At 54.9% G+C, this 24,979-nt stretch carries 27 protein-coding genes and 4 tRNA genes; all 31 read right to left on the bottom strand.

From position 1 onward, the window contains the following. Positions 1-7 precede the first annotated feature (7 nt). The 31 genes from rplN to birA all read right to left on the bottom strand — a co-directional run bounded on the left by rplN (position 8) and on the right by birA (position 24,817). Positions 8-376, bottom strand: coding sequence for a 50S ribosomal protein L14 (gene rplN, locus L8K08_RS27370; RefSeq protein WP_002555479.1), 369 nt, complete (start codon positions 374-376; stop codon positions 8-10). Between the two features lie 23 nt (positions 377-399). After that, complete coding sequence (gene rpsQ / locus L8K08_RS27365) at positions 400-666, bottom strand: 30S ribosomal protein S17 (protein ID WP_003176419.1); 267 nt, start codon at positions 664-666, stop codon at positions 400-402. Between the two features lie 2 nt (positions 667-668). Then, the gene (gene rpmC / locus L8K08_RS27360; protein ID WP_002555481.1) at positions 669-860 is read right to left on the bottom strand and encodes a 50S ribosomal protein L29; all 192 of its coding nucleotides are present in this window, start codon (positions 858-860) and stop codon (positions 669-671) included. Then, positions 860-1,273, bottom strand: a complete 414-nt coding sequence (rplP, locus tag L8K08_RS27355; protein WP_003232424.1) for a 50S ribosomal protein L16 — start codon at positions 1,271-1,273, stop codon at positions 860-862. The genes rpmC and rplP overlap by 1 nt, the downstream gene beginning before the upstream one ends. A gap of 12 nt (positions 1,274-1,285) precedes the next feature. Further along, the gene (rpsC, locus tag L8K08_RS27350) at positions 1,286-1,972 is read right to left on the bottom strand and encodes a 30S ribosomal protein S3 (RefSeq protein ID WP_003176422.1); all 687 of its coding nucleotides are present in this window, start codon (positions 1,970-1,972) and stop codon (positions 1,286-1,288) included. Positions 1,973-1,985: 13 nt separating this feature from the next. Beyond that, positions 1,986-2,318 carry a 50S ribosomal protein L22 gene (rplV, locus tag L8K08_RS27345; RefSeq protein ID WP_003103908.1) on the bottom strand — a complete coding sequence of 111 codons (333 nt, stop codon included), beginning with the start codon at positions 2,316-2,318 and terminating at the stop codon, positions 1,986-1,988. 11 nt (positions 2,319-2,329) lie between these two features. Then, entirely contained in the window at positions 2,330-2,605 is a 276-nt protein-coding gene (gene rpsS, locus L8K08_RS27340; RefSeq protein WP_002555486.1) for a 30S ribosomal protein S19, read from the bottom strand. A gap of 16 nt (positions 2,606-2,621) precedes the next feature. Next, a complete protein-coding gene (gene rplB / locus L8K08_RS27335; protein WP_003210080.1) occupies positions 2,622-3,446 on the bottom strand; it encodes a 50S ribosomal protein L2 in 825 nt (274 codons plus the stop codon). 14 nt (positions 3,447-3,460) lie between these two features. Next, positions 3,461-3,760 carry a 50S ribosomal protein L23 gene (gene rplW / locus L8K08_RS27330; RefSeq protein ID WP_002555488.1) on the bottom strand — a complete coding sequence of 100 codons (300 nt, stop codon included), beginning with the start codon at positions 3,758-3,760 and terminating at the stop codon, positions 3,461-3,463. Then, complete coding sequence (gene rplD, locus L8K08_RS27325) at positions 3,757-4,359, bottom strand: 50S ribosomal protein L4 (protein ID WP_017135963.1); 603 nt, start codon at positions 4,357-4,359, stop codon at positions 3,757-3,759. Before rplD ends, rplW begins: the two co-directional genes overlap by 4 nt. Before the next feature lie 12 nt (positions 4,360-4,371). Continuing rightward, the gene (gene rplC, locus L8K08_RS27320; RefSeq protein ID WP_003194649.1) at positions 4,372-5,007 is read right to left on the bottom strand and encodes a 50S ribosomal protein L3; all 636 of its coding nucleotides are present in this window, start codon (positions 5,005-5,007) and stop codon (positions 4,372-4,374) included. An 81-nt stretch (positions 5,008-5,088) separates the two neighbouring features. Beyond that, positions 5,089-5,400: a 30S ribosomal protein S10 gene (gene rpsJ / locus L8K08_RS27315; protein ID WP_003186070.1), complete on the bottom strand. Its 312-nt coding sequence runs from the start codon at positions 5,398-5,400 to the stop codon at positions 5,089-5,091. A gap of 159 nt (positions 5,401-5,559) precedes the next feature. Then, the gene (tuf, locus tag L8K08_RS27310) at positions 5,560-6,753 is read right to left on the bottom strand and encodes an elongation factor Tu (RefSeq protein ID WP_003176426.1); all 1,194 of its coding nucleotides are present in this window, start codon (positions 6,751-6,753) and stop codon (positions 5,560-5,562) included. Between the two features lie 30 nt (positions 6,754-6,783). Beyond that, entirely contained in the window at positions 6,784-8,889 is a 2,106-nt protein-coding gene (gene fusA / locus L8K08_RS27305) for an elongation factor G (protein WP_106580215.1), read from the bottom strand. Positions 8,890-8,919: 30 nt separating this feature from the next. After that, positions 8,920-9,390, bottom strand: coding sequence for a 30S ribosomal protein S7 (gene rpsG, locus L8K08_RS27300; RefSeq protein WP_002555493.1), 471 nt, complete (start codon positions 9,388-9,390; stop codon positions 8,920-8,922). Positions 9,391-9,508: 118 nt separating this feature from the next. Next, the gene (gene rpsL, locus L8K08_RS27295; RefSeq protein ID WP_002555494.1) at positions 9,509-9,880 is read right to left on the bottom strand and encodes a 30S ribosomal protein S12; all 372 of its coding nucleotides are present in this window, start codon (positions 9,878-9,880) and stop codon (positions 9,509-9,511) included. 216 nt (positions 9,881-10,096) lie between these two features. After that, positions 10,097-14,296, bottom strand: coding sequence for a DNA-directed RNA polymerase subunit beta' (gene rpoC / locus L8K08_RS27290; RefSeq protein ID WP_015886137.1), 4,200 nt, complete (start codon positions 14,294-14,296; stop codon positions 10,097-10,099). A gap of 64 nt (positions 14,297-14,360) precedes the next feature. Next, complete coding sequence (gene rpoB, locus L8K08_RS27285; protein ID WP_053258275.1) at positions 14,361-18,434, bottom strand: DNA-directed RNA polymerase subunit beta; 4,074 nt, start codon at positions 18,432-18,434, stop codon at positions 14,361-14,363. A 220-nt stretch (positions 18,435-18,654) separates the two neighbouring features. Next, on the bottom strand, positions 18,655-19,020 hold the full coding sequence (rplL, locus tag L8K08_RS27280) for a 50S ribosomal protein L7/L12 (RefSeq protein WP_010566858.1): 366 nt from the start codon (positions 19,018-19,020) through the stop codon (positions 18,655-18,657). A gap of 78 nt (positions 19,021-19,098) precedes the next feature. Next, complete coding sequence (gene rplJ / locus L8K08_RS27275) at positions 19,099-19,599, bottom strand: 50S ribosomal protein L10 (protein WP_010174464.1); 501 nt, start codon at positions 19,597-19,599, stop codon at positions 19,099-19,101. A 199-nt stretch (positions 19,600-19,798) separates the two neighbouring features. Beyond that, complete coding sequence (rplA, locus tag L8K08_RS27270) at positions 19,799-20,494, bottom strand: 50S ribosomal protein L1 (protein ID WP_003232403.1); 696 nt, start codon at positions 20,492-20,494, stop codon at positions 19,799-19,801. Further along, positions 20,494-20,925, bottom strand: a complete 432-nt coding sequence (rplK, locus tag L8K08_RS27265; protein ID WP_003176435.1) for a 50S ribosomal protein L11 — start codon at positions 20,923-20,925, stop codon at positions 20,494-20,496. Before rplK ends, rplA begins: the two co-directional genes overlap by 1 nt. Before the next feature lie 117 nt (positions 20,926-21,042). Then, a complete protein-coding gene (gene nusG / locus L8K08_RS27260) occupies positions 21,043-21,576 on the bottom strand; it encodes a transcription termination/antitermination protein NusG (RefSeq protein WP_003176436.1) in 534 nt (177 codons plus the stop codon). 9 nt (positions 21,577-21,585) lie between these two features. Next, positions 21,586-21,954 carry a preprotein translocase subunit SecE gene (gene secE / locus L8K08_RS27255; RefSeq protein ID WP_003194658.1) on the bottom strand — a complete coding sequence of 123 codons (369 nt, stop codon included), beginning with the start codon at positions 21,952-21,954 and terminating at the stop codon, positions 21,586-21,588. 45 nt (positions 21,955-21,999) lie between these two features. Beyond that, positions 22,000-22,075 (bottom strand) — tRNA-Trp (locus L8K08_RS27250). 161 nt (positions 22,076-22,236) lie between these two features. Then, a tRNA-Thr gene (locus L8K08_RS27245) sits at positions 22,237-22,312 on the bottom strand. Positions 22,313-22,338: 26 nt separating this feature from the next. After that, positions 22,339-22,412: transfer RNA gene (locus L8K08_RS27240), tRNA-Gly, on the bottom strand. Positions 22,413-22,436: 24 nt separating this feature from the next. After that, positions 22,437-22,521: transfer RNA gene (locus L8K08_RS27235), tRNA-Tyr, on the bottom strand. Positions 22,522-22,663: 142 nt separating this feature from the next. After that, positions 22,664-23,110, bottom strand: a complete 447-nt coding sequence (locus tag L8K08_RS27230) for a hypothetical protein (protein ID WP_242201308.1) — start codon at positions 23,108-23,110, stop codon at positions 22,664-22,666. 8 nt (positions 23,111-23,118) lie between these two features. Beyond that, a complete protein-coding gene (locus L8K08_RS27225; RefSeq protein ID WP_242201305.1) occupies positions 23,119-23,868 on the bottom strand; it encodes a pantothenate kinase in 750 nt (249 codons plus the stop codon). Then, entirely contained in the window at positions 23,858-24,817 is a 960-nt protein-coding gene (gene birA / locus L8K08_RS27220) for a bifunctional biotin--[acetyl-CoA-carboxylase] ligase/biotin operon repressor BirA (protein WP_242201303.1), read from the bottom strand. The genes L8K08_RS27225 and birA overlap by 11 nt, the downstream gene beginning before the upstream one ends. Positions 24,818-24,979: the final 162 nt, after the last annotated feature.

The raw sequence follows: 24,979 nt of genomic DNA, 5'->3' as shown, positions 1-24,979 counted from the left end.
GATCTCCTTACAGCACTTCTGGGGCGAGCGAGACGATCTTCATGAACTTCTCAGTACGAAGTTCACGGGTCACTGGCCCAAAGATACGGGTGCCGATCGGCTCTTGCTTGTTGTTCAGAAGAACAGCAGCGTTGCCATCAAAGCGGATAATGGAGCCATCTGCACGGCGTACGCCGTGACGAGTGCGGACTACAACAGCAGTCATCACTTGGCCTTTTTTCACTTTACCGCGAGGAATTGCTTCCTTGACGGTAACTTTGATGATGTCACCGATACCAGCGTAACGACGATGGGAGCCACCCAGCACCTTGATGCACATAACACGGCGAGCGCCGCTGTTATCGGCCACATCGAGCATGGATTGAGTCTGAATCATATAATTTCTCCGACCCCTAGTCCTTAGACTTCCACAGCGCGTTCGAGAACATCAACCAGTGCCCAAGACTTGGTCTTGGCCAGCGGACGAGTTTCACGAATAGTGACTTTGTCGCCGATGTGGCACTGATTGGTTTCGTCGTGCGCGTGCAGCTTAGTCGAACGCTTAACATATTTACCGTAGATCGGGTGCTTAACGCGACGCTCGATCAAAACGGTGATGGTTTTGTCCATCTTGTCGCTGACAACACGGCCAGTCAGCGTACGGACAGTCTTTTCGGCTTCAGCCATGATCACTTACCTGCCTGCTGGTTGAGCACAGTCTTCACGCGAGCGATGTCACGCTTAACTTGCGAGAGCAGATGAGACTGCCCCAACTGGCCAGTTGCTTTCTGCATACGCAGATTGAACTGGTCGCGCAGCAAGCCGAGCAGTTGCTCGTTCAGCTGCTGTGCGGATTTTTCACGAAGTTCATTCGCTTTCATCACATCACCGTCCGTTTAACAAAGGCGGTGGCGAGCGGCAGCTTTGCAGCAGCCAGGGCAAAAGCCTCACGCGCCAGCTCTTCAGTTACACCCTCGATTTCATACAGGACTTTGCCTGGCTGAATCTGGGCTACCCAGTATTCCACGTTACCCTTACCTTTACCCATCCGAACCTCGAGAGGCTTTTTGGAGATCGGCTTGTCCGGGAATACACGGATCCAGATCTTGCCGCCACGTTTTACGTGACGGGTCAGAGCACGACGCGCTGACTCGATCTGACGAGCGGTGAGACGACCACGAGCTACAGACTTCAGCGCGAACTCGCCGAAGCTGACTTTGCTACCGCGCTGTGCCAGACCACGGTTGTGGCCTGTCATCTGCTTGCGGAACTTCGTACGCTTAGGTTGCAACATTTGGCGTACCCCTTACTTAGCAGCTTTTTTACGAGGCGCTGGTGCTTGTGGTTTCAGTTCTTCTTGGCGACCACCAATTACTTCGCCTTTGAAGATCCAAACCTTTACACCGATCACACCGTAAGTGGTGTGAGCTTCGTAGTTGGCATAGTCGATGTCGGCACGCAGGGTGTGCAGTGGCACACGACCTTCGCGATACCATTCAGTACGTGCGATTTCAGCACCGCCGAGACGACCGCTCACTTGGATTTTGATGCCTTTGGCACCAATGCGCATGGCGTTCTGCACGGCGCGCTTCATAGCGCGACGGAACATTACGCGACGCTCCAGCTGCTGAGCTACGCTCTGCGCAACCAGCATACCGTCGAGCTCCGGCTTGCGGATCTCTTCGATATTGATGTGCACAGGCACACCCATTTGCTTGGTCAGGTCCTGACGCAGTTTCTCAACATCTTCACCTTTCTTCCCGATAACGATACCTGGACGAGCGGTGTGGATGGTGATACGTGCAGTTTGTGCCGGACGATGGATATCGATACGGCTTACGGACGCGCTTTTTAGTTTGTCTTGGAGATACTCACGCACCTTCAGATCAGCGAACAAATAGTCCGCATAAGTCCGACCGTCTGCGTACCAGACGGAGGTGTGCTCCTTGACGATTCCCAGGCGAATGCCAATGGGATGTACTTTCTGACCCATCTCTTCGACTCCGTTACTTGTCAGCAACCTTGACAGTGATATGGCAAGACCGCTTGACGATGCGATCAGCACGGCCTTTGGCACGTGGCATGATGCGCTTCAGCGAACGCCCTTCGTTGACGAAAACGGTGCTGACCTTCAGGTCATCAACGTCTGCGCCTTCGTTATGCTCGGCGTTGGCTACGGCCGACTCCAGCACTTTCTTCATGATCTCGGCGGCTTTCTTACTGCTGAAAGCCAACAGGTTGAGCGCTTCGCCCACCTTCTTCCCGCGGATCTGGTCGGCGACCAAGCGGGCTTTCTGGGCGGAGATTCGAGCGCCCGACAACTTAGCGGCTACTTCCATTTCCTTACCCCTTAACGCTTGGCTTTCTTGTCTGCCACGTGCCCACGATAAGTGCGGGTACCGGCAAACTCGCCTAGTTTGTGGCCGACCATGTCTTCGTTAACGAGAACTGGGACGTGTTGACGACCGTTGTGTACTGCGATGGTCAAACCGACCATTTGTGGCAGGATCATCGAACGACGCGACCAGGTCTTAACTGGTTTGCGATCGTTCTTTTCCGCCGCCACTTCGATCTTCTTCAGTAGGTGAAGATCAATAAAAGGACCTTTTTTCAGAGAACGTGGCACTGTCGTATCCCTCTATTTACTTGCGACGACGGACGATCATTTTGTCGGTACGCTTATTACCACGAGTCTTCGCGCCCTTAGTCGGGAAGCCCCATGGCGATACCGGATGACGACCACCAGAGGTACGACCTTCACCACCACCGTGTGGGTGGTCAACCGGGTTCATGGCAACACCACGAACGGTTGGGCGAACGCCACGCCAGCGTTTGGCACCAGCTTTACCCAGCGAACGCAGGCTGTGCTCGGAGTTCGAGACTTCACCCAGGGTCGCGCGGCATTCAGCCAGCACTTTACGCATCTCACCAGAACGCAGACGCAGGGTCACGTAGACACCTTCACGAGCGATCAGCTGAGCCGAAGCACCAGCGGAACGAGCGATTTGCGCGCCTTTACCTGGCTTCAATTCGATGCCGTGTACGGTGCTACCAACTGGAATGTTGCGCAGTTGCAGAGCGTTGCCCGGCTTGATCGGTGCCAAAGCACCCGCGATCAGCTGGTCGCCAGCGCTCACGCCTTTAGGGGCGATGATGTAGCGACGCTCGCCATCTGCGTACAGCAGCAGAGCGATGTGAGCAGTACGGTTTGGATCGTATTCGATACGCTCGACAGTGGCAGCGATGCCATCTTTGTCGTTGCGACGGAAGTCGACCAGACGATAATGCTGCTTATGGCCACCACCGATGTGACGAGTGGTAATACGACCATTGTTGTTACGACCACCAGTCTTCGATTTCTTCTCGAGCAGCGGTGCGTGAGGAGCGCCTTTATGCAGCTCCTGGTTGACCACCTTGACCACAAAACGGCGGCCAGGGGAAGTCGGTTTGCATTTAACGATTGCCATGATGCACCCCTTCCTTACTCAGCACTGCTGCTGAAATCGAGATCTTGGCCTGGTTGAAGGGAGATAACTGCCTTCTTCCAGTCATTACGCTTGCCCAGACCGCGAGCAGTGCGCTTGCTCTTACCCAGAACATTCAGGGTAGTAACACGCTCAACTTTCACGCTGAACAGGCTTTCGACGGCCTTCTTGATTTCCAGCTTGGTTGCGTCAGTTGCAACCTTGAAAACGAACTGGCCTTTCTTGTCAGCCAGAACCGTAGCCTTTTCGGAAACGTGCGGGCCAAGCAGAACTTTAAATACGCGTTCCTGGTTCATCCCAGCAGCTCCTCGAATTTCTTCACGGCCGACACGGTGATCAACACCTTGTCGTATGCGATCAGACTAACTGGATCGGAACCTTGCACGTCACGTACATCAACGTGTGGCAGGTTACGAGCAGCCAGGTACAGGTTCTGATCAACAGCTTCAGACACGATCAAAACGTCGGTCAGGCTCATGTTGTTCAGTTTGCCCAGCAGATCTTTGGTTTTTGGACTTTCAACAGCGAAGTCCTGAACCACGACCAGACGATCAGTACGCACGAGTTCAGCAAGGATGGAGCGCAGTGCTGCGCGGTACATCTTCTTGTTGAGCTTCTGAGTGTGATCCTGAGGACGAGCTGCGAAAGTGGTACCGCCGCCACGCCAGATTGGGCTACGGATAGTACCGGCACGAGCACGGCCAGTACCTTTCTGACGCCAAGGGCGCTTACCGCCACCACGTACGTCGGAACGGGTCTTTTGCTGCTTGCTACCCTGACGGCCGCCGGCCATGTAGGCCACGACTGCTTGGTGAACCAGCGTCTCGTTGAATTCGCCGCCAAATGTCAGTTCGGAAACTTCGATCGCTTGAGCGTCATTTACATTTAATTGCATGTCAGCTTCCCCTTAACCGCGAGCCTTGGCCGCTGGACGTACAACCAGGTTGCCGCCAGTAGCGCCAGGAACAGCACCCTTGACCAACAACAGATTGCGTTCAGCGTCGACGCGCACTACTTCGAGGGACTGCACGGTCACGCGCTCAGCGCCCATATGACCGGACATTTTTTTGCCCTTGAATACACGACCAGGAGTCTGGCACTGGCCAATAGAGCCCGGGACGCGGTGGGAAACGGAGTTACCGTGAGTGTTGTCTTGACCACGGAAATTCCAACGCTTGATCGTACCCTGGAAGCCTTTACCTTTGGACTGACCGGTTACATCAACCAGTTGACCAGCGGCGAAGATTTCAGCGTTGATCAGATCGCCAGCCTGGTAGTCGCCGTCTTCGAGACGGAACTCCATAACAGTGCGACCAGCTGCAACGTTTGCTTTAGCGAAGTGACCTGCTTGAGCAGCAGTCACGCGCGAAGCACGACGCTCGCCGACAGTGACTTGCACTGCACGATAGCCATCGGTTTCTTCAGTTTTGAACTGGGTGACGCGATTCGGTTCGATCTCAATGACCGTGACCGGAATGGAGACACCTTCTTCGGTGAAAATACGGGTCATACCGCATTTACGACCGACTACACCAATAGTCATGTTGTAAACCTCATGAGTGTACGGGGCTTTCACCCGCTATGGCCGCCCATTTCAGAGCGTTACACGACTAAGACCCAAGTCTTAGCCGAGGCTGATCTGTACTTCCACACCGGCCGCCAGATCGAGCTTCATAAGTGCATCAACGGTTTTATCCGTTGGCTGGACGATGTCCAGTACGCGCTTATGAGTACGGATCTCGTACTGGTCACGCGCGTCTTTGTTGACGTGCGGGGAGACCAGAACGGTGAACCGCTCTTTACGGGTAGGCAGTGGAATTGGACCACGCACTTGAGCACCAGTACGTTTCGCGGTTTCCACGATTTCCTGGGTGGATTGGTCGATCAGGCGATGGTCAAAAGCCTTCAACCTGATACGGATTTGCTGATTTTGCATTGGATTTCAGACTCCGGCTGCTATTCCCAGCGAGCGCAATACGCCCGTTAAAAGGAGGCGCAATTCTATAGACGGCCCAGATAGGTGTCAACCCAATAAAAAAGGCCCCCGCTGAGCGGGGGCCTCTTCAAAACATCAAGGCTATCTCAGAAGAGATAATTACTCGATGATTTTAGCTACAACGCCAGCACCAACGGTACGGCCGCCTTCACGGATAGCGAAGCGCAGACCGTCTTCCATTGCGATGGTTTTGATCAGGGTAACAACCATTTTGATGTTGTCGCCTGGCATAACCATTTCAACGCCTTCCGGCAGTTCGCAGTTACCAGTCACGTCAGTAGTACGGAAGTAGAACTGTGGACGGTAGCCTTTGAAGAACGGAGTGTGACGACCGCCTTCTTCTTTGCTCAGCACGTACACTTCAGCTTCGAACTTGGTGTGCGGCTTAACCGAACCTGGCTTAACCAGAACCTGGCCACGCTCAACGTCGTCACGCTTGGTACCACGCAGCAGAACGCCGCAGTTCTCGCCAGCACGACCTTCGTCGAGCAGCTTACGGAACATTTCAACACCGGTGCAGGTGGTGACGGTAGTGTCACGCAGACCAACGATTTCCAGTGGATCTTGAACCTTAACGATACCGCGCTCGATACGACCAGTTACAACAGTACCGCGACCGGAGATCGAGAATACGTCTTCGATTGGCATCAGGAACGGCTTGTCGATAACACGAACTGGATCTGGGATGTAGCTGTCCAGAGTTTCAACCAGTTTACGAACGGACGTGGTGCCCATTTCGTTATCGTCTTTGCCTTCCAGAGCCATACGAGCAGAACCGATGATGATCGGAGTGTCGTCGCCTGGGAAGTCGTAAGTGCTCAGCAGATCGCGCACTTCCATCTCAACCAGTTCCAGCAGCTCAGCGTCGTCTACCAGGTCAGCCTTGTTCAGGTAAACCACGATGTACGGAACGCCTACCTGACGGGACAGCAGGATGTGCTCACGGGTTTGTGGCATCGGACCATCAGCGGCCGAGCAAACCAGGATTGCGCCGTCCATCTGAGCAGCACCGGTGATCATGTTCTTCACATAGTCAGCGTGACCTGGGCAGTCAACGTGAGCGTAGTGACGGATCAGCGAGTTGTATTCAACGTGCGCGGTGTTGATGGTGATACCACGAGCTTTCTCTTCTGGTGCGCTGTCGATTTTATCGAAATCAACGATTGCGGAACCGAATACTTCGGAGCAAACGCGAGTCAGAGCAGCAGTCAGAGTGGTTTTACCGTGGTCAACGTGACCGATGGTGCCAACGTTGACGTGCGGTAGGGAACGATCAAATTTTTCTTTAGCCACGACAATTAACTCCTTGCCTAAAGGACTGAATCAGCCTTGTTTTTTGGATACAGTTTCAGCGATGTGCGCCGGAGCTGTGTTGTATTTTTTGAATTCCATAGAGTAGCTTGCGCGACCCTGAGACATGGAGCGAACGTCGGTCGCATAACCGAACATCTCACCCAACGGAACCTCGGCGCGAATCACTTTGCCGGAAACCGTGTCTTCCATACCCAAGATCATGCCGCGACGACGGTTAAGGTCGCCCATGACATCACCCATATAGTCTTCAGGTGTAACAACTTCTACCGCCATGATTGGCTCAAGCAACTCACCACCGCCCTTCTGGGCCAGTTGCTTGGTTGCCATGGAAGCAGCCACCTTAAACGCCATCTCGTTGGAGTCGACGTCGTGGTAAGAACCGTCAAAAACGGTTGCTTTCAGGCCGATCAGCGGATAGCCGGCAACAACACCGTTCTTCATCTGCTCTTCGATACCCTTCTGGATAGCCGGGATGTATTCCTTAGGAACAACACCACCAACTACTTCGTTCACGAATTGCAGACCTTCCTGACCTTCGTCAGCAGGAGCAAAACGGATCCAGCAGTGACCGAACTGACCACGACCGCCGGACTGACGAACGAACTTGCCTTCGATTTCACAGTTCTTCGTGATGCGCTCACGATAGGAAACCTGAGGCTTACCGATGTTGGCTTCGACGTTGAACTCACGGCGCATCCGGTCAACCAGGATGTCCAGGTGCAGCTCGCCCATGCCGGAGATGATCGTTTGACCAGTCTCTTCATCAGTCTTGACGCGGAAAGATGGATCTTCCTGAGCAAGTTTGCCCAGAGCGATACCCATTTTTTCCTGGTCATCCTTGGTCTTAGGCTCTACGGCAACCGAAATAACCGGCTCCGGGAAGTCCATGCGAACCAGGATGATTGGCTTAGCAGCGTCGCACAAAGTCTCACCCGTGGTGACGTCCTTCATGCCGATCAGGGCCGCGATGTCACCAGCGCGTACTTCCTTGATCTCTTCACGGGCGTTTGCGTGCATTTGCACCATACGACCCACGCGCTCTTTCTTACCTTTAACCGAGTTGATCACGCCGTCGCCGGATGCCAACACGCCCGAGTAAACGCGGACGAAGGTCAAGGTACCCACGAATGGGTCGGTAGCGATCTTGAACGCCAGGGCCGAGAACGGCTCGCTGTCGTCTGCATGACGCTCCATCTCTTCTTCCTCGTTATCAGGGTTGGTACCCTTGATAGCAGGAATGTCGGTTGGAGCAGGCAGGTAGTCGATCACAGCATCGAGAACCAGGGGAACGCCCTTGTTCTTGAACGAAGAACCGCAAACAGCCAAGACGATCTCACCAGCGATAGTACGCTGACGCAGAGCGGCCTTGATTTCCGCGTTGGTGAGTTCTTCACCTTCGAGGTACTTGTTCATCAGCTCTTCGCTGGCTTCGGCAGCAGCCTCAACCATGTTGTTGCGCCACTCGTCAGCCAGCTCCTGCAGTTCTGCAGGGATAGGCTTACGAACAGGAACCATACCTTTGTCGGAATCATTCCAGTAAACAGCTTCCATGTTGATCAGGTCGATCTGACCCTGGAAGTTGTCTTCGGAACCGATAGCCAATTGGATTGGCACCGGAGTATGACCCAGACGCTGCTTGATCTGACCGATCACGCGCAGGAAGTTAGCACCAGCACGGTCCATCTTGTTTACGTAAACAAGACGAGGAACGCCGTATTTGTTGGCTTGACGCCATACGGTTTCCGACTGAGGCTCAACACCCGAGGTACCGCAGAACACAACGACAGCGCCGTCGAGTACACGCAGGGAACGTTCAACTTCAATGGTGAAGTCTACGTGGCCTGGGGTATCGATTACGTTGAAGCGGTGCTCGTCTTTGTACTGCTTCTCGGAACCTTTCCAGAAGGCGGTAATAGCAGCAGAAGTAATGGTAATACCACGCTCCTGCTCCTGAACCATCCAGTCTGTGGTCGCGGCGCCGTCATGCACCTCGCCCATTTTGTGACTTTTGCCGGTGTAAAACAGTACGCGCTCGGTGGTGGTGGTTTTACCAGCATCCACGTGAGCAACGATACCGATGTTACGGTAGCGGCTAATCGGAGTAGTACGAGCCATAAAGCCCTCGCAAAATTAGTGAAGCTAAGATTAGAAGCGGTAGTGCGAGAAAGCTTTGTTAGCTTCAGCCATACGGTGCACGTCTTCACGCTTCTTAACAGCAGCACCTTTACCTTCAGCAGCGTCCAACAGTTCGCCAGCCAAACGCAGAGCCATAGACTTCTCGCCGCGCTTACGGGCGAAGTCTACCAACCAGCGCATTGCCAGAGCGTTACGACGGGACGGACGAACTTCGACCGGAACCTGGTAAGTAGCACCGCCTACACGGCGCGACTTCACTTCGACCAGCGGAGCGATGGCGTCGAGAGCTTTCTCGAAGATTTCCAGGGGGTCGCTGTTCTTGCGCTCTTTAACCTTTTCCAGCGCGCCATAAACGATACGCTCGGCAACGGCTTTCTTGCCGCTTTCCATCACGTGGTTCATGAACTTGGCCAGAATTTGGCTTCCGTATTTTGGATCGTCAAGCACTTCGCGCTTGGCTGCTACGCGTCTTCTTGGCATGGATAAGCCCTCAAACGGTCTTCAGGTTCGCTCGGAATCAGTGCCCTTTCGGGACGCATCCGACCTTACTCTTATCGACTCAGAAAATAAGATGATTCAGTTTTACAAAAAGCCGCTACTACTTAGGCTTCTTGGTACCGTACTTCGAACGACCCTGGTTACGACCTTTAACGCCGGAAGTATCCAAGGAGCCGCGTACGGTGTGGTAACGAACACCTGGCAAGTCTTTTACACGACCGCCGCGGATCAGTACCACGCTGTGCTCTTGCAGGTTGTGGCCTTCACCGCCGATGTACGAGGAAACCTCGAAACCGTTGGTCAGGCGCACACGGCATACTTTACGCAGTGCCGAGTTAGGTTTTTTCGGCGTAGTGGTATACACGCGAGTGCATACGCCACGACGTTGCGGGCAGTTCTGCAGCGCAGGTACGTCGGATTTCTCGACGATACGCTTACGCGGCTGACGTACCAGCTGGTTGATAGTTGCCATCTACTAGCTCCACTGTTGTCTTGCGACGCTATTGTCTTGCAAGAAAAGCAAAATGGCAGGAACGAATTCCCGCCAAATTTAGGGGTACAAGAGTCTAAAGAGGATCTTGTCCCCAGTCAAGGCAAGGCCCCGACCTCCCCTCTCATCGAACCGGGGCAAAATTGCCTCGATCCGACGAATGGGGCTGCCAGGGCCCAGACTTATTTACCGCAGAACTCAGTTACCGCTTGAGTTCAGCGCTTCGGTCAGTGCAGCTTCCACTTCACTGGCGCTTACGCGCAGCGGTTTGTCAGCATCACGGCGGCGCTTGCGCTCGCTGTGGTAAGCCAAACCGGTACCTGCCGGGATCAAACGACCCACGACCACGTTTTCTTTCAGGCCGCGCAGGTAATCGCGCTTGCCGGTTACCGCTGCTTCGGTCAGTACACGAGTGGTCTCCTGGAAGGAGGCCGCCGAGATGAACGACTCAGTGGACAACGACGCCTTGGTGATACCCAGCAACACACGAGTGAACTTGGAGACAAATTTGTCTTCCGCGCCCAGACGTTCGTTTTCTACCAGTACGTGAGTCAGTTCCATCTGGTCGCCCTTGATGAAACTGGAATCGCCGGATTCAGCGATTTCAACTTTACGCAGCATCTGACGCAGGATGGTCTCGATGTGCTTATCGTTGATCTTCACGCCTTGCAGACGGTAAACGTCCTGGATCTCGTTAACGATGTACTTGGCCAGCGCACTCACACCCAGCAGACGCAGGATGTCGTGTGGATCGCTTGGGCCGTCGGAGATAACTTCGCCGCGGTTTACCTGTTCGCCTTCGAAGACGTTCAGGTGACGCCACTTCGGAATCAGCTCTTCATACGGATCGCTACCGTCGTTCGGGGTAATGACCAGACGGCGCTTGCCCTTGGTCTCTTTACCGAACGCGATGGTGCCGCTGACTTCAGCCAAAATCGACGCTTCTTTCGGACGACGAGCTTCGAACAAGTCGGCAACACGCGGCAGACCACCGGTGATGTCACGGGTCTTCGAAGTTTCTTGCGGGATACGCGCGATAACATCACCGATCGCGATCTTCGCACCATCCGCCACACCGACCAGGGCGTTGGCTGGCAGGAAGTACTGAGCGATAACGTCAGTGCCTGGCAGCAACAAGTCCTTGCCGTTGTCATCAACCATCTTCACAGCAGGACGGATATCTTTGCCTGCAGCTGGACGGTCTTTGGCGTCGAGTACTTCAATGTTGGTCATACCGGTCAATTCGTCAGTCTGACGCTTGATCGTGATGCCTTCTTCCATGCCCACGTAGGTCACGGTACCTTTCATTTCGGTAACGATTGGGTGAGTGTGCGGATCCCACTTGGCCACGATTGCGCCAGCGTCGACCTTGTCACCTTCTTTAACCGAGATCACAGCACCGTACGGCAGCTTGTAACGCTCACGCTCACGACCGTAGTCATCAGCGATTGCCAGCTCACCGGAACGGGACACAGCAACCAGGTGGCCATCCACTCGCTCAACGTGTTTCAGGTTGTGCAGACGGACGGTACCGCCATTTTTGACCTGAACGCTGTCGGCTGCGGAGGTCCGGCTTGCCGCACCACCAATGTGGAACGTACGCATGGTCAGCTGGGTACCCGGCTCACCGATGGACTGGGCAGCGATAACGCCGACCGCTTCACCGATGTTCACCTGGTGACCACGAGCCAAGTCACGGCCGTAGCACTTGGCACAAATGCCGTAGCGGGTTTCGCAGCTGATCGGCGAGCGAACAATCACTTCGTCGATGCTGTTGAGCTCGATGAACTCGACCCACTTCTCGTCTACCAGGGTGCCGGCAGGAACGATAATTTCCTCGGTACCTGGCTTGAATACGTCACGGGCGATTACTCGACCCAGTACGCGCTCACCCAACGGCTCTACAACGTCGCCGCCTTCGATGTGCGGAGTCATCAGCAGACCGTGTTCGGTGCCGCAGTCAACTTCAGTCACAACCAAGTCTTGTGCAACGTCTACCAGACGACGTGTCAGGTAACCGGAGTTAGCGGTTTTCAACGCGGTATCCGCAAGACCCTTACGAGCACCGTGAGTGGAGATGAAGTACTGAAGTACGCTCAAACCTTCACGGAAGTTCGCAGTAATCGGCGTCTCGATGATGGAGCCGTCCGGCTTGGCCATCAGGCCACGCATACCGGCGAGCTGACGGATCTGCGCAGCAGAACCCCGTGCGCCCGAGTCGGCCATCATGTACATCGAGTTGAACGACTCTTGATCGACTTCTACGCCATGACGGTCGATAACCTTCTCTTTCGAGAGGTTAGCCATCATCGCCTTCGACACTTCGTCGTTGGCCTTGGACCAAAGGTCGATCACTTTGTTGTACTTCTCGCCCTGGGTTACCAGGCCGGAGGCGTACTGGCTCTCGATTTCTTTCACTTCATCGGTAGCAGCACCGATGATCTGAGCTTTTTCATCCGGGATAACGAAGTCGTTAACACCGATGGAAACGCCGGAAATAGTCGAGTAAGCAAAACCGGTGTACATCAACTGGTCAGCGAAGATCACGGTCTCTTTCAAACCAACCACGCGGTAGCACTGGTTGATCAGCTTGGAGATCGCCTTTTTCTTCATCGGCAGGTTGACGACGTCGTACGACAGACCTTTTGGCACAACTTGATACAACAGCGCACGGCCGACAGTGGTGTCGACGATACGGGTGTTGGTCACGCTGCCGCCGTCACGGTCGTTGACGGTTTCGTTGATCCGCACTTTGACCTTGGCGTGCAGTGCGGCTTCGCCGGCACGGAACACACGGTCAACTTCTTGCAGGTCAGCGAACACACGGCCTTCGCCTTTGGCGTTGATCGCTTCACGGGTCATGTAGTACAGACCCAATACAACGTCCTGCGACGGAACGATGATTGGCTCACCGTTGGCTGGCGACAGAATGTTGTTGGTCGACATCATCAACGCACGCGCTTCCAACTGAGCTTCCAGTGTCAGCGGTACGTGCACGGCCATTTGGTCGCCGTCGAAGTCGGCGTTGTACGCAGCACAGACCAGAGGGTGCAGCTGGATAGCCTTACCTTCGATCAGTACCGGTTCAAACGCCTGGATACCCAGACGGTGAAGGGTCGGTGCACGGTTGAGGAGAACCGGGTGTTCGCGAATCACTTCAGCGAGAACGTCCCAAACCTCTGGCAGTTCGCGCTCGACCATTTTCTTGGCCGCTTTGATGGTGGTCGCGAGACCGCGCATTTCCAGCTTGCCGAAGATGAATGGCTTGAACAGCTCAAGTGCCATCTTCTTAGGCAGACCGCACTGGTGCAGACGCAGGGTCGGGCCTACGGTAATTACCGAACGACCGGAATAGTCAACACGCTTACCGAGCAAGTTCTGACGGAAACGACCCTGCTTACCCTTGATCATGTCAGCCAGGGATTTCAGAGGACGCTTGTTCGAACCGGTAATAGCGCGGCCACGACGACCGTTGTCGAGCAAGGCATCGACAGCTTCTTGCAACATACGCTTTTCGTTGCGCACGATGATGTCCGGAGCGGACAGATCAAGCAGGCGCTTCAAGCGGTTGTTACGGTTGATCACGCGGCGGTACAGGTCGTTGAGGTCAGAAGTCGCGAAGCGACCACCATCCAACGGTACCAGCGGACGCAGGTCTGGCGGCAGAACCGGCAGAACGGTCAGCACCATCCACTCTGGCAAGTTGCCGGAACCCTGGAAGGCTTCCATCAACTTCAGACGCTTGGACAGTTTCTTGATTTTGGTTTCGGAGTTGGTTTGCGGAATTTCTTCGCGCAGACGGCCAATCTCGTGCTCCAGATCGATAGCGTGCAGCAGTTCACGGACAGCTTCGGCACCCATGCGGGCATCGAAATCGTCGCCGAACTCTTCCAGCGCTTCGAAGTACTGCTCGTCGTTCAGCAGCTGACCTTTTTCAAGGGTGGTCATGCCTGGATCGATAACGACATAGCTCTCGAAGTAGAGAACGCGTTCGATATCACGCAGGGTCATGTCCATCAGCAAGCCGATACGCGACGGCAGCGATTTCAGGAACCAGATGTGGGCAACCGGCGAAGCCAGTTCGATGTGCGCCATGCGCTCACGACGAACTTTGGCCAGTGCAACTTCAACGCCGCACTTCTCGCAGATCACACCACGGTGCTTCAAGCGCTTGTACTTACCGCACAGGCACTCGTAATCCTTTACCGGGCCAAAGATCTTGGCGCAGAACAGGCCGTCACGCTCAGGTTTGAACGTACGGTAGTTGATGGTTTCCGGCTTTTTAACTTCACCGAACGACCACGAACGGATCATCTCAGGCGATGCCAATCCAATACGGATGGCGTCGAACTCTTCGACTTGACCCTGGTTTTTCAGCAAATTCAGTAGGTCTTTCAAGGCCTTTCCTCCTGGCGGAGCAGAGAGCGGGCTAAACAGCCCCGCTCTCGATTCGCGTCACGTGTTATTCGGTTTCCAGATCGATATCGATGCCGAGGGAACGAATTTCTTTGATCAACACGTTGAAGGACTCGGGCATGCCCGGCTCCATACGGTGATCGCCGTCCACGATGTTTTTGTACATCTTGGTCCGACCGTTCACATCGTCCGACTTCACTGTGAGCATTTCTTGCAGAGTGTAAGCAGCACCGTATGCTTCCAGTGCCCAGACCTCCATCTCCCCGAAACGCTGACCACCGAACTGAGCCTTACCACCCAGCGGCTGCTGGGTAACCAGGCTGTACGAACCGGTAGAACGAGCGTGCATCTTGTCGTCTACCAAGTGGTTCAGCTTCAGCATGTACATGTAGCCAACAGTAACCGGGCGCTCAAACTTGTTGCCGGTACGGCCGTCGAACAGCTGCATCTGGCCGCTTTCTGGCAGGTCTGCCAGTTTCAGCATGGCCTTGATTTCGCTTTCCTTGGCACCGTCGAACACCGGGGTAGCCATTGGAACGCCGCCGCGCAGGTTCTTCGCCAGATCCAGGATTTCCTGGTCGGAGAAGGTGTCCAGCTCTTCGTTGCGACCGCCGATCTCGTTGTAGATCTCGTGCAGGAACTTACGCAGGTCTGCGACCTTGCGCTGCTCTTCGATCATACGGTTGATCTTCTCGCCCAGACCTTTGGCCGCGAGGCCCAGGTGGGTTTCAAGGATCTGACCAACGTTCATACGCGAAGGTACGCCCAACGGGTTGAGGACGACGTCGACCGGGGTGCCATTGGCATCGTGCGGCATGTCTTCAACCGGCATGATCACGGAGACCACACCTTTGTTACCGTGACGACCGGCCATCTTGTCGCCCGGCTGGATGCGGCGACGGATTGCCAGGTAAACCTTGACGATTTTCAGCACGCCTGGAGCCAGGTCATCGCCCTGCTGCAGTTTGCGCTTCTTGTCTTCGAACTTGTCGTCCAGCAGACGGCGACGATCAACGATGTAGGCCTGAGCCTTCTCGAGCTGCTCGTTCAGAGCATCTTCAGCCATGCGCAGTTTGAACCACTGGCCGTGCTCAAGACCGTCGAGGATTTCGTCGGTGATGTCCTGACCTTTCTTCAGACCTGCGCCGCCTTCGGCCTTGTGGCCTACCAGAGCGGAACGCAGACGTTCGAAGGTCGCGCCTTCAACGATACGGAACTCTTCGTTCAGGTCCTTGCGGATCTCGTCGAGTTGAGTCTTCTCGATGGACAGTGCACGAGCATCACGCTCGACGCCGTCACGGGTGAAGACCTGTACGTCGATGACAGTACCCTTGGTACCGGTAGGTACACGCAGGGAAGTGTCTTTAACGTCGCTGGCTTTTTCACCGAAGATGGCACGCAACAGCTTCTCTTCCGGCGTCAGCTGGGTCTCGCCTTTCGGAGTGACCTTACCCACCAGAATGTCGCCTGCGCCAACTTCAGCACCTACGTAAACGATACCGGCTTCGTCCAGTTTGTTCAGTGCAGCTTCACCCACGTTCGGGATGTCTGCAGTGATTTCCTCTGGCCCAAGCTTGGTGTCACGTGCCACACAGGTCAGTTCCTGGATGTGGATCGTGGTGAAGCGGTCTTCTTGAACAACACGCTCGGACAGGCAGATGGAGTCTTCGAAGTTGAAGCCGTTCCATGCCATGAACGCGATGCGCATGTTCTGACCCAGAGCCAGTTCACCCATGTCGGTGGACGGGCCGTCGGCCATGATGTCGCTACGCTGAACGCGATCACCCTTGCTCACCAGCGGACGCTGGTTGATGCAGGTGTTCTGGTTCGAGCGGGTGTATTTGGTCAGGTTGTAGATGTCGACACCGGCTTCGCCAGTTTCAACTTCGTCATCGGCAACACGAACCACGATACGGCTGGCATCAACAGAGTCGATCACGCCGCCACGACGAGCCACGACGCAAACGCCGGAGTCACGCGCTACGTTACGCTCCATGCCGGTACCTACCAGCGGCTTGTCAGCACGCAGAGTCGGTACAGCTTGACGCTGCATGTTGGAACCCATCAACGCACGGTTGGCGTCATCGTGTTCCAGGAACGGGATCAGCGACGCTGCAACAGAAACTACCTGCTTGGGCGAAACGTCCATCAAGGTGACGTCTTCCGGCGCCTTAACGGTGAACTCGTTCAAGTGACGAACAGCTACCAGCTCGTCGATCAGGACTTTCTTGTCATTCATCGTGGCCGAAGCCTGAGCGATCACGTGATCAGCTTCTTCGATGGCGGACAGGAACACGATCTCGTCGGTGACCAGAGCGTCTTTCACTACGCGGTACGGGCTCTCGAGGAAGCCGTACTGGTTAGTGCGCGCATAAGCGGCCAGGGAGTTGATCAGACCGATGTTCGGACCTTCCGGCGTTTCGATCGGGCAAACACGACCGTAGTGCGTCGGGTGAACGTCACGAACTTCAAAGCCTGCACGCTCACGCGTCAAACCGCCCGGGCCCAGTGCGGAAACACGGCGCTTGTGGGTGATCTCGGAGAGCGGGTTGTTCTGGTCCATGAACTGCGAGAGCTGGCTGGAACCGAAGAACTCTTTCACCGCCGCAGCCACTGGCTTGGCGTTGATCAGGTCTTGCGGCATCAGGCCTTCGCTTTCAGCCATCGACAGACGCTCTTTGACCGCACGCTCTACACGTACCAGGCCAACGCGGAACTGGTTTTCGGCCATTTCGCCTACGCAGCGAACACGACGGTTACCCAAGTGGTCGATGTCATCGACGATGCCTTTACCGTTACGGATGTCGACCAGAGTCTTCAGTACCGCGACGATGTCTTCCTTGCACAACACGCCCGAACCTTCGATCTCGGTACGACCGATACGACGGTTGAACTTCATCCGGCCGACCGCAGACAGGTCATAGCGCTCAGGGCTGAAGAACAGGTTGTTGAACAGGGTCTCGGCAGCGTCTTTGGTTGGTGGCTCACCAGGACGCATCATGCGATAGATCTCGACCAGCGCTTCCAATTGGTTGCTGGTGGAGTCGATCTTCAGTGTGTCAGAGATGAACGGACCGCAGTCGATGTCGTTGGTGTACAGAGTCTCGATGCGAACAACCTGGGCCTTGGCGATTTTTGCCAGGATCTCGGTGTTCAGCTCGGTGTTGCACTCAGCCAGGATTTCGCCTGTCGCCGGGTGAACGATGACCTTGGCGGTGGTGCGGCCCAGAACGTAGTCCAAAGGCACGTCCAGCGACTTGATACCGGCTTTTTCGATCTGGTTGATGTGGCGCGCAGTAATACGGCGGCCGGCTTCAACGATGACCTTGCCGTTTTCATCCTGGATATCCAGGACAGCAATTTCACCACGCAGACGCGAAGCAATCAGTTCCAGGCTGAGGGTTTCATCCTTCAGGCTGAACACGTTGGTGGTGTAGAAGGCATCCAGCACTTGCTCGGTGGTATAGCCGAGCGCGCGCAGCAGTACCGAGGCCGGCAGCTTGCGACGACGGTCGATACGTACGAACACGCAGTCTTTCGGGTCGAACTCGAAGTCCAACCACGAACCGCGGTACGGAATGATCCGCGCGGAGTACAGGAGCTTACCGGAGCTGTGCGTCTTGCCGCGGTCGTGGTCGAAGAACACGCCCGGGGAACGGTGCAGCTGGGAAACGATAACGCGCTCGGTACCGTTGATAACGAAGGTACCGTTTTCAGTCATCAATGGGATTTCGCCCATGTAGACTTCTTGCTCTTTGATGTCCTTGATCGCTTTATTCGACGATTCTTTGTCGAAAATGATCAGACGGACTTTTACCCGCAAAGGTACGGCGTACGTAACACCGCGCAACACGCATTCTTTGACATCAAATGCCGGTTCGCCCAGGCGATAACCGACGTACTCCAGCGCAGCATTGCCGGAGTAGCTGATGATCGGGAAAACGGATTTGAAGGCCGCATGCAGGCCCACGTCGCGGAACTGATCTTTAGTCGCTCCCGCTTGCAAGAATTCACGATACGAATCCAGCTGGATAGCCAGAAGGTACGGGACATCCATGACGTCCGGCAACTTGCTAAAGTCCTTGCGGATACGTTTTTTCTCAGTATATGAGTAAGCCATCAGCGTTCCCCAGCTTGGTCACCTGCTTGTTTGGCCCCTCCCGACGGGAGCAGCCAGAAAATCTCGCAAACCCCATGGTTTGCACCACCGCATCGGGTGGCTACAGCGCGTTAGTGGCGGCGACCGAGTCGACAGCCAAGAACGGAAAAAGGCCGGTGGCAAGAGCCACCAGCCATCAGCCTTCAGCTTAACGCTTGGGCTGGAGACGCAAGGTCGATGCTTACTTCAGCTCGACTTTAGCGCCTGCTTCTTCCAGCACTGCTTTGGCTTTGTCAGCGGCGTCTTTGGACACTGCTTCCAGAACCTGGGCAGGAGCGCCGTCAACTACAGCCTTGGCTTCTTTCAGGCCCAGACCGGTCAGTTCACGAACTGCCTTGATCACGTTTACTTTCTTCTCGCCAGCTTCCAGCAGCATGACGTTGAATTCGGTTTGCTCTTCAGCAGCAACAGCAGCAACAGCTGGGCCAGCGGAAGCAGCGGCAGCGGAAACGCCGAATTTTTCTTCGAAAGCTTTGATCAGCTCAACAACCTGCAGAACCGACATTTCAGCTACGGCGTTGAGGATATCTTCTTGGGAGATAGACATTACTGTATTTCCTGAATTGGGGGACGGCCTACGCGGCCATCGAAATAAACAAAAATACGCGAAAGGAGGTGCTCAGCCTTAGGCTGCGGCAGCTTCTTTTTGCTCGCGAACTGCAGCCAGAGTACGAGCCAGCTTGCTGGTAGCGCCTTGAATCACGCTCATCAGCTGCGAAATAGCTTCGTTACGGGTCGGCAGTGTTGCCAGTACGTCGATTTGGTTAGCTGCGAGGAACTTGCCCTCGAACGCAGCTGCCTTGATCTCGAACTTATCCTGACTCTTGGCGAATTCTTTGAACAAACGGGCAGCAGCGCCCGGATGCTCTTTGGAGAACGCGATCAGAGTCGGGCCGGTGAACACGTCGTTGAGAACACTGTATTCAGTGTCAGCAACAGCGCGCTTGAGCAGGGTGTTACGTACAACACGTACGTATACGCCAGCTTCACGAGCCTCTTTACGGAGTCCGGTCATAGCGCCTACTGTCACACCACGGGCATCAGCCACGACAGCGGACAGAGCAGCTTTGGCAGCCTCGTTGACTTCAGCGACGATGGCCTTCTTGTCTTCGAGATTAATTGCCACGGGTTTAACTCCTGCTTGTTACCGTTTCATCTGGCCGAAGCCGGATGTCGTTTTGGTGTCTGATTCGGTAAGGAACCGGGAGCACCATCTGCGTAGGCTTGTGGTTTAAGACTTGCGCCGCCTACGGTCTTGGATAGCCCCCGCCAGGCAGGGACCCCAATTTTTTCAATCAGCGCGATCTCTCGCGCCAACTTGTGTCTTATACGTCCAGCGAGCCTTGGTCGATGACCAGACCTGGGCCCATAGTGGTGCTCAGGGTAACGCGCTTGACGTAGATACCTTTCGAGGAAGCTGGCTTGATACGCTTCAGATCAGCGATCAGGGCTTCAACGTTTTCCTTCAGCTTGACGGCATCGAAGCCGACTTTGCCAACGGAGGTGTGAATGATGCCGTTTTTGTCGGTGCGATAACGAACCTGACCAGCCTTGGCGTTTTTAACCGCGGTAGCTACGTCTGGCGTTACGGTGCCGACTTTAGGGTTAGGCATCAGACCACGTGGACCGAGGATCTGACCCAACTGACCTACAACGCGCATTGCATCCGGGGAGGCAATAACTACGTCGTAGTTCAGGTCGCCGCCTTTCATTTCGGCAGCCAGGTCGTCCATGCCAACGCGATCAGCGCCGGCGGCCAGAGCAGCTTCAGCTGCCGGGCCTTGGGTGAAGACAGCAACACGTACAGTCTTGCCAGTACCGTGTGGCAGCACAGTAGCGCTACGAACGACCTGATCGGATTTACGTGGGTCAACACCCAGGTTTACAGCAACGTCAACGGACTCGCTGAACTTGACAGTCGACAGCTCGGTCAGCAGGGCAGCAGCGTCTACAAAGTTGTAGGCCTTGCCTGCTTCGATTTTGCCGGCGATAGCCTTTTGGCGCTTGGTCAGCTTAGCCATTACACACCCTCCACGTTAAGGCCCATGCTACGAGCAGAACCGGCGATGGTACGCACGGCTGCATCCATATCAGCTGCAGTCAGATCCGCGTTTTTGGTTTTCGCGATTTCTTCCAGCTGAGCACGAGTTACGGTGCCAACCTTAACGGTGTTAGGACGAGCGGAACCGCTAGTCAGACCTGCAGCCTTCTTCAGCAAAACCGAAGCCGGGGTCGACTTGGTTTCGAAAGTGAAGCTACGGTCGCTGTATACAGTGATGATCACTGGAGTCGGCAGACCTGGCTCAAGACCCTGAGTACGGGCGTTGAAGGCCTTGCAGAATTCCATGATGTTCACGCCGTGCTGACCCAGAGCTGGGCCGACAGGTGGACTTGGGTTGGCCTGAGCGGCCTTCACTTGCAGCTTGATGTAAGCGGTAATCTTCTTGGCCATGAGGCACTCCAATTACGGGTTCAAACGCCTCGAAAGGCTCCCCGGTTACTTGCGCGTTTATCCCAGTGACGACAAAACCCCACAGCCTAGGGCTGCGGGGTTGGGATGCTTGCTCAGCTAGACCTTTTCGACCTGGCTGAACTCCAGCTCTACCGGAGTAGAACGACCGAAAATGAGCACTGCCACTTGGATCCGGCTCTTTTCGTAGTTAACTTCTTCGACGGTGCCGTTGAAATCAGCAAACGGACCATCTGTGACACGAACAACCTCACCCGGCTCGAACAACGTCTTCGGCTTAGGCTTGTCGCTGCCGTCAGCAACACGACGCAGAATTGCTTCTGCCTCTTTGTCAGTGATCGGAGCAGGCTTATCAGCAGTACCGCCGATGAAACCCATGACACGAGGAGTGTCCTTGACCAAGTGCCAAGTACCTTCATTCATGTCCATCTGAACCAGCACGTAGCCAGGGAAGAACTTGCGTTCGCTTTTACGCTTTTGGCCATTCCGCATTTCAACCACTTCTTCAGTGGGAACCAGAATTTCGCCGAAGCCATCTTCCATGCCTGCCAGCTTTACGCGCTCTAGCAAAGAGCGCATGACATGCTTCTCGTAACCCGAGTAAGCATGCACAACGTACCAACGCTTAGCCACGGGACACCCTTAGCCAACAATCAAGGAAACAAGCCAGCCGAGCAGGGAATCAAGCCCCCACAACAGCAACGCCATAACCAGAACAACAGCCACAACAATCAACGTGGTCTGCGTGGTTTCTTGGCGAGTCGGCCAAACGACTTTACGGATTTCTGTGCGAGCTTCCTTTACCAGGACTGCGAAAGACTTGCCCTTGGCAGTCTGCAGGCCTACAAAGGCAGCTACAGCAGCAAGGGCAAGCAAAGCAAGTACGCGGTACAGGATCGGCGAAGCAGAATAGTACTGATTGCCAACAACGCCTACGACCACCAATGCGACTACAGCAAGCCACTTGACCAGATCGAAACGAGAGCTTTGAGCTTCAGCCTTAGGAGTCATCTATGAAGATCCTGTGAAAAGAAAGCCAGACACACCACGTGAATCTGGCAGGTCAGGAGGGAATCGAACCCCCAACCTACGGTTTTGGAGACCGTCGCTCTGCCAATTGAGCTACTGACCTAAAACAAAATCAGGCCGACCATTATGCAGGCCTGAAAAAGACTTTACAACAACCAACCCCAAGAGACTTGAAACCACCCAACATCAAAGCCAGGCAAAACACCATCAAGCCGAGGTAGCTGTTAAAACAAAGGCAGATATTTTCATATCTGCCTTGTTATATGGAGCTCTTGAGCGGATTTGAACCGCTGACCTCACCCTTACCAAGGGTGTGCTCTACCAACTGAGCTACAAGAGCAAAACACCGTGCACAACCTGCAAACTTGGAGCGGGTAGCGGGAATCGAACCCGCATCATCAGCTTGGAAGGCTGAGGTTCTACCACTAAACTATACCCGCGGAGCTTGCAGCTCACGCTAAAAATGGTGGAGGGGGAAGGATTCGAACCTTCGAAGTCGTAGACGTCAGATTTACAGTCTGATCCCTTTGGCCGCTCGGGAACCCCTCCTAAGCGAGCCGGCATTCTACATCACGCCGGCCTTCTGTCAAGCATTTTCTCATTAAAAATATGAGGTTAGCTGCGTTGACCTTCGCTTCACGCTGTAGACCGTAAAGGTCTTCACTGCGAAGCGGGCGCCATTCTATGCAAACTATTCGACAGTTGCAACGCCTTCGCACAACATTATTTTATGTTTTAACTCATTGAATTCCTTAGCAAGGTTTTCAAAGGACAGATCATCGGCCAGTCGCCTGCTTTCAGGGGACACACGAAGCCAATAGCCGGTAGTGCCCGGCACATCGAGCAGTTGCACCTTGACCTTTATATCCAGGCTCATCAGACGCTGCTCAAGCAACTGCGCTTGTCGCTTATCAGCAAAGCCACCTATGTATAAGCATGTATTTTGTGGCTCAGGGGCGTTTGCCCGATCACGGCGGACAACCGAATCAGAAGATTCACTCAATAGCCGGATGTCTTGCTGAGAGCCGCGATAGAGGCTCAGAGGCGTAACGTCCTTGGCGCGCAACGGCGCCTCTTGTTGATGCCAGATGTAATAGAAGGCATTGAGAACGAGCAAGAGCAAAAACAGCCAACGCATAAAAAACCTCAGGACAAAGGGCACGCCATCGCCAGCCCCACAAAAACGAGATCCGGTACAAAACGAGCCTGCGGTACGGCATCCGAGACCAGGTCAGCATCCCCACCCGTCAGGAAAACTGTGAAATCATCCCCCCAATAGCGCCGAGCCAACTCAAGCTGGGTCAATACAAACCCTCGAAGCATGAGGGCGCAGCCACGCTCAACGGCCTCAACAGTGGTTCGACCTGGGGAAAGACGCTCCATGGCCTGCTCAGCCGCGGCATCGTCGTAGCGGATCTTGCGGGTGTGTGTTCGCAACTGACTGCGCATCAGAGGCATTCCAGGGCATATAAAGCCTCCTAGATGCTCACCATCAGCAGCGATAAAGTCCGCAGTCGCTGCGGTACCGAAGTCGAGCACCAAGCAAGCACCCGGCGCCAACTTGAAACCGCCAAGCATTGCCAACCAGCGATCAAGACCGAGGCGCTCGTATTCTTCATAACCGTTGCGCACTCCCGCCATTTCTCTTGCTGAGGCAGCGCAAGACACTGTGACACCAAAAGCCTCCTGCAATGCTTCAACCAACTTTCCAGTTTCCTCTGAAGCACGAACACTCACCAGACGGCATCGTGTCAGCAGCAGACCCGGAATGGCGGTCAGACTTTCTATTAATGCGAGATCTGAACCGACAACACCCTCTGCGCGGGCGCCAGCGCTCTGCGCCTCGAGTACCCGCCACTTAATAAAGCTATTTCCACAGTCGAGCTCAAGAATCATCGCGCAGCCTCAGGCTTAACTCACCACCGCTATATATTTTCTCGACACCATCGACGTCCAGACGCAGCGCGCCCTGGTGATCAATCCCCAGCACAACCCCATCAATCTGATTGACGCCCGCAATGAGAGTCACGGCCCTACCCTGCCACAAATGATTTCGCTCCCACTCCTCCTGCAACGCAGTAAAGCCAAAGGCCTTGTGGCGCTCCAGGTGACTTTGCAGCTGTAGACTTAGCCGTGCAACCAGGTAATTACGATCGACAGGCGAGCATGTTTCCAATTGCACCGAGGTCCACTGCTGATCTACCTCAGCAGCCTGCTGCATGTTCACGTTAATGCCTATCCCGAGCACCACGTGGCAGATGTCTGCAGGGTCACCCACTAACTCAAGCAAGATGCCGGCAATTTTCTTGCGCCCTACGAGGACGTCGTTTGGCCACTTCAGTGCCGCGCCCTGCACACCTGAATCACGCAACGCCTGCATGACCGCCAATCCCACTACGAGGCTAAGACCCTCCAACTGCCGCAGCCCACCCTCGATGCGCAATACAAGGCTGTAGTAGACATTCTGAGCGAATGGACTCACCCACGTGCGACCTCGCCTCCCCCTGCCGGCTGTCTGCTGCTCAGCAAGCACCAGAAATGGCGCAGCAACGCCGGCGTCGACAAGACGCAACGCTTCAGCATTAGTGGAGTCGATTGAGTCAGAGATGTGAACGGGCCATGCCAAAGAAGCGGCATTCACTGCAATTTCTTCTTTGCTCAGGAACACCAGTGGCGAAGCCAGTTGATACCCCTTGCCGCGAATTTTATGAATAGGCAAATTCAGCTCTGCCTCAAGGTGCTGGAGCTGCTTCCAAACAGCACTGCGGCTGACACCCAGGGCGGCACCCAGCGCTTCTCCGGAATGGAATCGGCCATCTTTCAGAAGTTCTAACAACGTCAGCATGCAAGTATCGCCTCACAATGAGGCACGCATGATAGCCATGCGTAAGGCCATTGCATAGAAAGGCCGGGATTTAGCGCCCATAGCCCGGAGGTAGCGGGAAGACTGGAGGCTGCGCCTACCAGGAAAGCACACATTATCGTTGACACGCATCGCGAGCCTTTA

This window comes from Pseudomonas sp. TREG-RG-20F-10-E-6-01, from assembly GCF_022662455.1.
GTDB lineage: Bacteria > Pseudomonadota > Gammaproteobacteria > Pseudomonadales > Pseudomonadaceae > Aquipseudomonas.
Note: the sequence above shows the minus strand (reverse complement) of the source record. Positions and strands in the feature narration are given on the sequence as shown.

Excerpts from the sequence above, each read along its gene's own strand:
- rpsL (WP_002555494.1), bottom strand. The coding sequence starts at position 9,880 with ATGGCAACTATCAACCAGCTGGTACGTCAGCCGCGTAAGCGTATCGTC.
- rpmC (WP_002555481.1), bottom strand. The coding sequence starts at position 860 with ATGAAAGCGAATGAACTTCGTGAAAAATCCGCACAGCAGCTGAACGAG.
- secE (WP_003194658.1), bottom strand. The coding sequence starts at position 21,954 with ATGACTCCTAAGGCTGAAGCTCAAAGCTCTCGTTTCGATCTGGTCAAG.
- rplL (WP_010566858.1), bottom strand. The coding sequence starts at position 19,020 with ATGTCTATCTCCCAAGAAGATATCCTCAACGCCGTAGCTGAAATGTCG.
- rplV (WP_003103908.1), bottom strand. The coding sequence starts at position 2,318 with ATGGAAGTAGCCGCTAAGTTGTCGGGCGCTCGAATCTCCGCCCAGAAA.
- rplB (WP_003210080.1), bottom strand. The coding sequence starts at position 3,446 with ATGGCAATCGTTAAATGCAAACCGACTTCCCCTGGCCGCCGTTTTGTG.
- rplW (WP_002555488.1), bottom strand. The coding sequence starts at position 3,760 with ATGAACCAGGAACGCGTATTTAAAGTTCTGCTTGGCCCGCACGTTTCC.
- L8K08_RS27225 (WP_242201305.1), bottom strand. The coding sequence starts at position 23,868 with ATGATTCTTGAGCTCGACTGTGGAAATAGCTTTATTAAGTGGCGGGTA.
- rpsJ (WP_003186070.1), bottom strand. The coding sequence starts at position 5,400 with ATGCAAAATCAGCAAATCCGTATCAGGTTGAAGGCTTTTGACCATCGC.
- rplA (WP_003232403.1), bottom strand. The coding sequence starts at position 20,494 with ATGGCTAAGCTGACCAAGCGCCAAAAGGCTATCGCCGGCAAAATCGAA.
- rpoB (WP_053258275.1), bottom strand. The coding sequence starts at position 18,434 with ATGGCTTACTCATATACTGAGAAAAAACGTATCCGCAAGGACTTTAGC.
- rplD (WP_017135963.1), bottom strand. The coding sequence starts at position 4,359 with ATGCAATTAAATGTAAATGACGCTCAAGCGATCGAAGTTTCCGAACTG.
- rpsC (WP_003176422.1), bottom strand. The coding sequence starts at position 1,972 with ATGGGTCAGAAAGTACATCCCATTGGCATTCGCCTGGGAATCGTCAAG.
- rpsG (WP_002555493.1), bottom strand. The coding sequence starts at position 9,390 with ATGCCAAGAAGACGCGTAGCAGCCAAGCGCGAAGTGCTTGACGATCCA.
- rplP (WP_003232424.1), bottom strand. The coding sequence starts at position 1,273 with ATGTTGCAACCTAAGCGTACGAAGTTCCGCAAGCAGATGACAGGCCAC.
- rplC (WP_003194649.1), bottom strand. The coding sequence starts at position 5,007 with ATGACTATTGGTGTAGTCGGTCGTAAATGCGGTATGACCCGTATTTTC.
- rplK (WP_003176435.1), bottom strand. The coding sequence starts at position 20,925 with ATGGCCAAGAAGATTACCGCTTACATCAAGCTGCAAGTGAAGGCCGCT.
- rplN (WP_002555479.1), bottom strand. The coding sequence starts at position 376 with ATGATTCAGACTCAATCCATGCTCGATGTGGCCGATAACAGCGGCGCT.
- birA (WP_242201303.1), bottom strand. The coding sequence starts at position 24,817 with ATGCTGACGTTGTTAGAACTTCTGAAAGATGGCCGATTCCATTCCGGA.
- L8K08_RS27230 (WP_242201308.1), bottom strand. The coding sequence starts at position 23,110 with ATGCGTTGGCTGTTTTTGCTCTTGCTCGTTCTCAATGCCTTCTATTAC.
- rpsQ (WP_003176419.1), bottom strand. The coding sequence starts at position 666 with ATGGCTGAAGCCGAAAAGACTGTCCGTACGCTGACTGGCCGTGTTGTC.
- fusA (WP_106580215.1), bottom strand. The coding sequence starts at position 8,889 with ATGGCTCGTACTACTCCGATTAGCCGCTACCGTAACATCGGTATCGTT.